General features: G+C 69.4%; 6 protein-coding genes. 2 read left to right on the forward strand and 4 right to left on the reverse strand.

Annotated features, from left to right (window positions below; all coding sequences use genetic code 11):
• Positions 1-141: 141 nt before the first annotated feature.
• A complete protein-coding gene (locus ACLN58_RS13980) occupies positions 142-1,647 on the reverse strand; it encodes an APC family permease (protein WP_415855868.1) in 1,506 nt (501 codons plus the stop codon).
• A gap of 149 nt (positions 1,648-1,796) precedes the next feature.
• On the reverse strand, positions 1,797-3,899 hold the full coding sequence (locus tag ACLN58_RS13985) for a primary-amine oxidase (protein ID WP_415855869.1): 2,103 nt from the start codon (positions 3,897-3,899) through the stop codon (positions 1,797-1,799).
• A 114-nt stretch (positions 3,900-4,013) separates the two neighbouring features.
• Between ACLN58_RS13985 and ACLN58_RS13990 the strand changes: the two genes are divergently transcribed.
• Entirely contained in the window at positions 4,014-4,604 is a 591-nt protein-coding gene (locus tag ACLN58_RS13990; RefSeq protein ID WP_415855870.1) for a TetR/AcrR family transcriptional regulator, read from the forward strand.
• The gene (locus ACLN58_RS13995) at positions 4,601-5,644 is read left to right on the forward strand and encodes a helix-turn-helix domain-containing protein (RefSeq protein ID WP_415855871.1); all 1,044 of its coding nucleotides are present in this window, start codon (positions 4,601-4,603) and stop codon (positions 5,642-5,644) included. Before ACLN58_RS13990 ends, ACLN58_RS13995 begins: the two co-directional genes overlap by 4 nt.
• Here the strand turns inward: ACLN58_RS13995 and ACLN58_RS14000 are convergent.
• Positions 5,619-7,325: a DUF222 domain-containing protein gene (locus ACLN58_RS14000; RefSeq protein ID WP_415855872.1), complete on the reverse strand. Its 1,707-nt coding sequence runs from the start codon at positions 7,323-7,325 to the stop codon at positions 5,619-5,621. The two genes, ACLN58_RS13995 and ACLN58_RS14000, sit on opposite strands and share 26 nt — an antisense overlap.
• Before the next feature lie 235 nt (positions 7,326-7,560).
• Positions 7,561-8,400 carry an alpha/beta fold hydrolase gene (locus ACLN58_RS14005; RefSeq protein ID WP_415855873.1) on the reverse strand — a complete coding sequence of 280 codons (840 nt, stop codon included), beginning with the start codon at positions 8,398-8,400 and terminating at the stop codon, positions 7,561-7,563.
• Positions 8,401-8,515: the final 115 nt, after the last annotated feature.

Here is an 8,515-nt window from a genome sequence, read left to right on the forward strand (position 1 = left end):
AGCTCGCGGACCGCGTGGTGTGCCCGCGCCAGCCGATCGCGTTCCGCTCGGTGGGCGGCGCGTATCTGACGTTCCCGCAATGCAGCGACGAGGAGGTCTTGGACCTCCTCGCCGCGCGGGGCTGACACTTCCTGGGGGGCGCTATTCCTCGCCGAGGTGGTGCGCGCGGCCCTCCTCGCCGTGGCCGATCCGGCGGTACACGTCGGGGCTCGCGCTCCGCAGCCGGAGCGCCCAGACGGCGCCGGCGAGGCCCGGGACGATAATGAGGGCCGGCAGGACGAAGCTCACCGGGCTCGCCTCGGTCTGGCCGAGCAGGACGTCGAAGTTCGCGACGATGAGTCCGAAGATCACGGCGAGCGCGACGGCGCCGATCGACGGGGCAACGACGGCGGACCACGCGCCCGCAGCCAGGCCGCGGCGGCGCCGGAAGAAGCCGACGACGGCGGCCGAGACGATCGCCATGAGGAGCACGAGACCCATCGCGCCGGCGTTCGTGAGCCACGTGAAGAGCGTCAGAACCGGGTAGAGGGGGTCCGCGCCGTTGCCCGCGATCGCGAACGCGACCACGACGACGAGCGCGATGGCGGTCTGCACGAGGGAGCCGGCCTTCGGGGCGCCGTGGCGGCTCGTGCGCTCGAGCCACGCGGGCACCACTCGCTCGCGGCCGAGCGAGAAGAAGTACCGGGCCACGGCGTTGTGGAAGCTCACGAGCGCCGCGAAGAGGCTCGTGCAGAACAGGAGCTGGGCGATGTCCGCGACGATCGTGCCGACGTGGGAGCCGAGGAACGTGAACACGAGGTCCGGTCCCTGCTTGCCCGCGACGTCGAAGAGCTGCGACGGGCCCGTGCCCACGGCCATGGCCCACGAGGAGACGGCATAGAACACCGCGATGACGCCCACCGCCGTGTACGTGGCGCGCGGGATGGTCCGCTTGGGGTCCTTGGCCTCCTCGCCGTAGATTGCCGCCGACTCGAAGCCCATGAACGCCGCGATGCCGAAGGACAGCACTGCGCCGACGCCCGGGACGAAGAGGCTCGCGGGCGAGAGCGGCGCGGCGGTGACGCCCTCGGGGGCGACCGCGAAGGAGACGACGTCATACACGATCACCACGAGGAACTCGAGCGCCACGAGCGCGCCCAGAACCTTCGCCGAGAGGTCCACGCGGTTGACGCCGAGGACGGCGACGACCGCGATGCACGCGACGACCGGGATCCACCACGGGACGTCGATGCCGAAGCGCTCCGAAAGGAGCGAGGACACCGTGAAGCCGAACAGGCCGTAGATGCCCACCTGCATGAGGTTGTAGGACATGAGCGCCACGAGGGAGACCCCGACGCCCGCAGGGCGCGAGATGCCCTGGGCGACGTACGCGTAGAACGCGCCCGCATTCGTGACGTGGCGGCTCATGGCCGCGTAGCCGACCGCGAAGACGGCGAGCACGGCGCCGAGGATGAGGTATGACAGGGGCACGCCCAAGAGGCCGGTCACGGCGAACGTCGTCGTCACGCCGCCGGCCAGAACGGTGAGCGGCGCGGACGCGGCGATGATCATCATGGTCACCGACGCGACGCCGAGCCTGCGGTGGGGCGAAGGGGGCTCGCTGGGCGTTGCCCCGGGTGTGACCTGTGAGCTCGTCTTGGTGCTCATGGCTCCTCCAGTGTCTCGTGATGTGAGAAAAGTCGTCAGGGGTTGCGGCGGAAATCCGGTGCGACGCGGCGGCCGCAGCATTATCGTGCTGCGGCCGTCCAGTCCGTGACTTGTCTCACAGCGAATGCTTCTTGTCGCCTGGAGCGGCTCTAGCAGTGGCAGTGACAGCCGTCGCCCGCCGTGCCCGGGAGAGCGGCGCTCAAGTGAGCAGCGCCCGAGTGCGCTGTGCCCGAATGCGCTGCGCCCGAGTGCGCTGCGCCCGAGTGCGCTGTGCCCTGGTGGGCCGGCGACGCGGGGACGTCGAGCACGGGGCTCCGGTCGAAGAAGCCCTCGGGCCGGAGGCGGAAGCCCACGTGGTCCACGGGCATGATGGGCCAGTCCTCGGGGCGCGGGAAGTGGGTGAGGCCGAACGTGTGCCACACCACGAGATCCGTTCCGTCGAGGTCGCGGTCCTGCGCCTGGTACGCGGGCAGGCCGGCGCCTCCGGGATGCTGATTGACGAAGTCCCCGGTCGGGTAGCGCTCGGCCTCGTCGTACCGGGTCACCCAGAGGTCCTTCGTCGCGAACGCGGCGCGGGCCGCGACCGACGACGACGGGTCGGCCAGGAGCGTCGGCTGGCCCTGCGGATGGAGCTTGTAGCCCACGGGGTCGCCAAGGCGGTTAACCGAGTCTGGATTCGACACGATCCACGTGCGCCCCGCGGCCATGTCCGCCGTGCGGGCCGCCTCGGATTCGCTGCGGATCACCGTACGACGGCGCGTGAAGGCGTTGCCGCGCTCATTGCCGGGGCCTGTGGGGACGCGCACGGCGTCCTCTTCCTCGACGCGGTTGGGGCCGCCGTCGAGCGCGAAGTCGAGGCGCGCGCTGAAGAGGTGCTGGTGGAACGGCGCGCCCAGCCCGGGGGCGAGCTCGGACGCGAACGGGTAGTCCCCGCCCGGGTGGGCGCTCGTGAAGACGACGCCCGTGGCCTTCGCCTCGAACTCGATCGTGCCGTCGAGGTAGAGGTACCAGTAGAAGCCGTAGTCGTAGTTGCCGATCGTGGTGAAGAAGCTGATCACGAGCCGACGGTTCCGGCGCACATAGTTGACGCCGGCCCAGAGGTCGGAGTGCTTGGCGAGGATGGACCAGTCCTCCTCGTGCATGCAGATGGCGTTGCGGATGGTCTTGGGGTTGCCGAACGCGTCGCTGACCACAGGGCTCAGGTAGGTGATCTCCCCGAGGCAGTCGCAGCCGAGCTCGAGCGAGTTCGCGTACTGGCCCACGAGGTATTCGCCCGTGTCGAAGTAGTTCTGCCACGAGCGCACGGGCGAGGGGTCGCCGTACGGGACCACCATCTCAGCGATCGACGCGCGGTCCAGGATGCGGCGACGGCGGCGCGCGCCGGCAGCGCGCGCGAGGTCGGACGCGTCGTCGTCGAACGCGATGTTGTGGAGCACGAGGCCCTCGCGGACGTCAAAGCCGACGTCGAGGCTCCACTTCTCCCACTCCAGGTGATTGCCGTTCGAGACCGTGAAGCTCGGGCCCTCGGGCTGCGTGATCTCGATGGGCTTCTGGGACGTGCGGACAGGCCCGGTCAGCTCGGGATCCGTGAAGTTGCCGTGCTCGGCGGGTACGGGGACGGGGCCGTAGTCGATCACCTGGTCGACCGTCCGGTTGACGACGTCGATGTACGCCACGAGGCCGTCGACCGGGTGCGCCCACGGGACGTCCTCGGGGAACTCCTGGACGAACGCGAGTCCGCGCAGGATCCGGCGGCCCTTTTCCTCCGGGTACTCGAACACGCCGGCCGAGAGGGGTGCGACGCGGACCTGCGCGACGTCGAGGTTGCGGTCGGCGAGCGCCTTGAGCCACCGTTCGTCCGCGTTGAGGATCTGCTCAACCGCCTCGAACTCCTCCTCGAGGACGGGCAGCTCGCCCGTGGCGGCGGTGTCGAGTTCGACGTCGCGCAGCACTTCGCGGCTCGTCACGGAGACCGTGACGTCGTGGGGGCGGGCCCCGGACGTGTCGTGCAGGAAGACGCGGAAGCGCCGGTCCCCGGCCCCATGCTCGCCCGCTTCACCGCTCCTGCGCCCGCGCGGCGGATCCACGAGGCCGAGGTACGCGACGCGAGTCGAATCGCGCCAGAGCCCTGCGGCGTCGAGGATGCCGCGGACGGCGGCGATCTCCTCCTCCGTGGCGAGAGCGTAGGCGCCGGTCCCGGGCTCTGCCGCCGCGTGGCAGTGCTCGGCGTGCGTGGTCGTGTCTGTGCTCATGGTTCCTCCGCTAGTCCGGTCGGCAAATTTTTTCTATGGACGTAGAGAATAACCACCTGTAATCTGAATCACAACGGTTGTAGAAAAAAGATCTGACGAAAGGGCGCGAGGACTATGCCGAAGATCGTGGACCACGACCAGCGCCGCGTGGAACTCGTCGACGCAACGTGGCGGATCATCGCCGAGCGCGGCCTCGACGGCGCGACGATGCGCGACATCGCGGCTGAGGCCGGCTTCGCGAACGGCGCACTCAAGCCCTACTTCCCCACGAAGGACAGGCTGCTCGACTTCGCGTTCGAGCACATCTTCGACCAGACGAACCGGCGGATGAGGGCCTCCACCGAGGGGCTTTCGGGTCTCGCCGCGCTGCGGGCGTACTGCCACGAGATCCTCCCCCTCGACGAGGAGAAGGTCAGCGAGGCCCGCGTCGCGATCGCGTTCTGGCAGAAGGCCCTCCGCGACCCCGCCAAGGCCGCGGTGCACGAGCGCTCGATGGAGCAGTGGCGCGTCGCACTGGCCGAGCTCTTGGAGGAGACGGGGCTCAGGCAGGGAGTCGGGCTTGGCGACGCGGTCGGAGCGATCATGGACCTCGTCCTCGGAGCGCAGATCACGGCGACCCTCTCCCCCACCCATCACACGCCGCGGCAGCTCGTGGCCCAGCTCGACTGCCTCGTCAGCGCCCTCGTGGAAGGGGCCTCCGCATGACCATCGACCTGAGGACGAGCACCGCGAGGACCACTACGGAGACTGACGCGGCGACCAGCGCGGGGACTGACACAGGCACCACCGCCGCAGTGAGGGGCGCGGCGGGGCTGGACATCGCCGTCGCCCGCGATCTCGACACGTGGCGCCGGGCGACCTCCCAATCCTTCGTCCCACTCAAGGTGACCGCAGATCGCGCTGCCGGGTTCCGCGGAACCATGCGAGGCAGGCGGCTCGCCCGTGAGGATCTGACGATGATCGAGGTTGCCGCAACCGGACATGCGGTCCATCGCACGGACGAACTCATCGCCGCATCTGAGCGGAAATACTTCAAGCTCGGAATCCAGCTCCAGGGCACGGGCTTGCTCTTGCAAGACGGCCGCGAGGCGGTCCTGACGCCGGGAGACCTTGCCATCTATTCGACGGACCGCCCCTACACGCTCGCGTTCGACGGCGACTTCCGCACGCTCGTCCTCATGTTCCCTCACGCCGCAATAGACCTCCCGATCGAGGCTATGGCCCAGATCACGGCGACGGCGATCAGCGGGACGACTGGGCTCGGCCAGCTCGTGAGTCCGTTCCTGATTCGCCTCGCGGAAAGCCTCGACTCGATCGACGGGCCGAACGGGACGCGCCTCGCGCACAACGCGCTCGACCTCGTGACGACGCTCTTCAACGGCGAGCTGGACCTGCGCGCCACGTCCTCGCGCGATCCCCACCAACTGCTGCTGACGCGGATCCACGACTTCATCGAGGCACAGCTCGGGGACCCCGAGCTCTCGCCGGGCTCGATCGCGGCCGCGCATTACATCTCCACGCGCCATCTCCACGACCTGTTCCGCGAGCTGGGGACAACCGTCGCGGCCTCAATTCGCGAGCGGCGGCTCGAACGCTGCCGACGCGACCTCCGCGATCCCGTGCTCGCCGATCGACCCGTCACCGCGATCGCCGCACGGTGGGGCCTCCTCGACTCGGCCCACTTCAGCCGCATCTTCCGCGCCGCCTACGGCGAATCGCCTACGGGATATCGCGCGGGCTGCTAGCGGCGGTCCGGCAGAACGGCAGGCTGCCGCAGGGGCCGTCTGCTAGGACTGCAGCTGCCACAACGCCAGACTTGAGAACGGCGGGCTTCCACAACGGCTGTGTGCTAGAACGGCAGCCGCCACAAGGACCGTCCGCTGGAACGGCAGGCTCGTAGAACGGCGGCGGATCGCCATCCGGGGCCGACGCCTTCGAGCTTGCCGGTCCGTCGCTTCCGAGCGATCCATCGCCGTCAATCGGCTTTCCGTCGGCCGGTTGTGTACCACCACTCGGCGGGTCCTCGCGACCGACGTCCAGTTCTTCCGGCCCGCAGACGGCGCGACCACCCAGAGGTGATACCCACACGATGTCTCCTGCCGGGCCCTGCCCATCCGGATCAACTCGCTGTGCGTCCCATAGCCGGAGGCTCTTGAGCGCGTGATGCTTTCGGCAGAGCGCTTGGAGATTGTGGGCATCGGTCGTCCCGCCGTCCTGCCACTCGACCATGTGGTCGATCTCGGTGCGCCTGGCGGGCCGAGTGCACCCCGGGAACTGGCACGTCCCGTCGCGATACTCGATGAATCGGCGCAACATCTTGGGAGGCCGATAGGCGGTCCGGCCCAGGGCGAGGGGGACGCCCTCGATGTCCGTGACGAGTCGCTGCCACGTGGGCGCTGCCACGGCCAGATCGCGGGCCGTCTCGGCGTCGATCGGTCCGTAGCCTTCGAGCGTCGCCGGCTCGTCGCTGGCGCCGAGGAGCGTCTCCGCCGATACGAGCACAACAATCTCCGCCGAAGGGACGGCGTGCCCGACGACCGGGGCCGGCCCAGACTCTCCCGCCACGCCCGCTGGAAGGCCCGAGCCCGTCCCTCGCGCGGCCACTTCGCCTGCGAGCACGAGTTCGGCGAGAGCGTCCGCCCGCAGCTGCGGAAGCGTGCGACCATCCTCCGGGTCCGCGGCACGTTGGGCGCGCGCGAGCGAATCGAGCCGGTTGAAGGCAGCCAGACCGACCTCGGCCGGCACGAACGCGCTCAGCGTGCACATGCCGTCGGGCTCCGGCCTGACGTAAACGCTCCGATCACGCGTGGCCCGCACTTTGCGTGCCCGGATCGACTCGGGGTGCTCCCGTTCGCGGAGCGCTCGAACCGCACGCCGGAACTCGGACACCGTCCGCCGCCTACCGCTGCGGGTCTCGAGCCTGCCCAGGGCCTTGATGCCGAACTCCTCCGCAAGCTCATCGGGGAGGGTTGACGTCTCATCCGTGATGACGCGCGCGTGAGCCTCGGTCAGCTCCCCTCCCTCGAGCCCGTCGAGAACCGCCAATTGCGCCCGGCAGAGAGCCTCCGACGACTTCACGAGGCGCGCCGCAGCAAACTCGCTGATCCCTTCGGTCACTGCGACTTCGGAAACGACCAGCGCGTGGGCGACGTCGCCGTCGAACCTCTCCCTTTCGGCCGTCGCGGCCACGCGACGAGCCTCGTCCTCGCACGCAATCCGGATGCGCTCCACCGCGAGGGCCTCGAGCGCGGCAAGAAAGGACCTGGCCCTCCCGATGTCGACAAGCACGCGCCGCGCGTCTTCTCCGGACAGGAGCGACGGATCGGGGTGCCACAAGCGGCCGCGGAGCCGTGAACCTGGGCGGGGAATGAGCGCGACGGCGCCGGACATCTGAAGCTGAGCATCGCTCGCCCCGCCAGCAGTCATCTCGCCAGACGGCACCTCGCGAGGCGAGACCCCGCCAGACGCGTCGCCAGAACCTGACGCACCGTCCTGCTGTGCCATGGATTCGCCCATCGATGCCCCCTCATCGAACGTGTGAACTAATCCTACCACACGCCAGAGAAGCGATCGAATACATTTTCTACCACCATGCTGCACGAGACGACAAGCTACAAGAGACAACAAGCCACGAAAGATGGCAGACGCAATGCCAAACAGTTCAATCCCCAGGGACCGGGCAAGCCTCCGCCAGGCACCAGCGGCCTAGCGCACCCCGCCCGCCCGCGCGCAGGAACGGCACGAGCTCGTTCAGCACTGGGCCTGACGGCGCAAGCGTGGAAGCGTGCGCACGGCCCGGCAGCTCGACAAACCGTGCGTTCGGCATGAGTTCCGCCGCACGCCGCGACTGCTCGAGCCGCGGCACGTCGAGCGTTCCGGCGAAGAGGAGTGCCGGCAGCGTGAGCTGCGCCAGGACGGACTCGGGCAGCCCCTCCCCCGCCTCGGTGGCCTCGAAATACGCGGCGAGGGCCTCGGCGTCGTTCGCGAGGAAGGCCGCTCGCGTCGACGGATCGAGCACATTCCCCGCGGCCTCGAACCCCTCGGCGAACGCGGCCATCCCGCCTGAGCGGATCGCGTCGAGGTAGCCGGGGAAGAAGACCTTCTCTACCTCGCCACGCTGCGACCGGTACGTCCCGCCGAGCGTCGCAAGGCTCACCACCCGATCGGGCGCGCCCGCGGCAAGCGCGAACCCCACGCGCGAGCCGAACGAATATCCCACGACGTGCGCCGCACCGACCCCCGCGGCGTCGAGCACCGTCAGCACGTCCTCCACGACGAGCGGCATCGCGTACGCGGCCGGATCGTGCGGCTTTCCGCTCCGCCCATGCCCGCGCAGGTCCAGACGCACCACCGTGAACCCCTCCAAGGCGCGGACGTAGCCGAGCCCACGCCAGATCGCGCGGGACAGAGCGGAGCCGTGAAGAAGGACGACGGCGGGACCCTCGCCCGAGACGTCAAACGCGAGAGTGGTCCCGTCGGTGGGGTTGATGGTCGTGCTCACCCAGCCACCTTAGTTGCTCCACGACTCACCCCTGCGCGCCACCCGTCGCAGCCAGCTGGCGGCGAGCAGCGCGGCCGCGAAGTCCGCCGCGACAACCCCGAGCGCGGGCCCAAGA

Origin of the sequence: Sinomonas sp. G460-2 (assembly GCF_047759905.1) — a bacterium.
Classification (GTDB): Bacteria; Actinomycetota; Actinomycetes; order Actinomycetales; family Micrococcaceae; genus Sinomonas.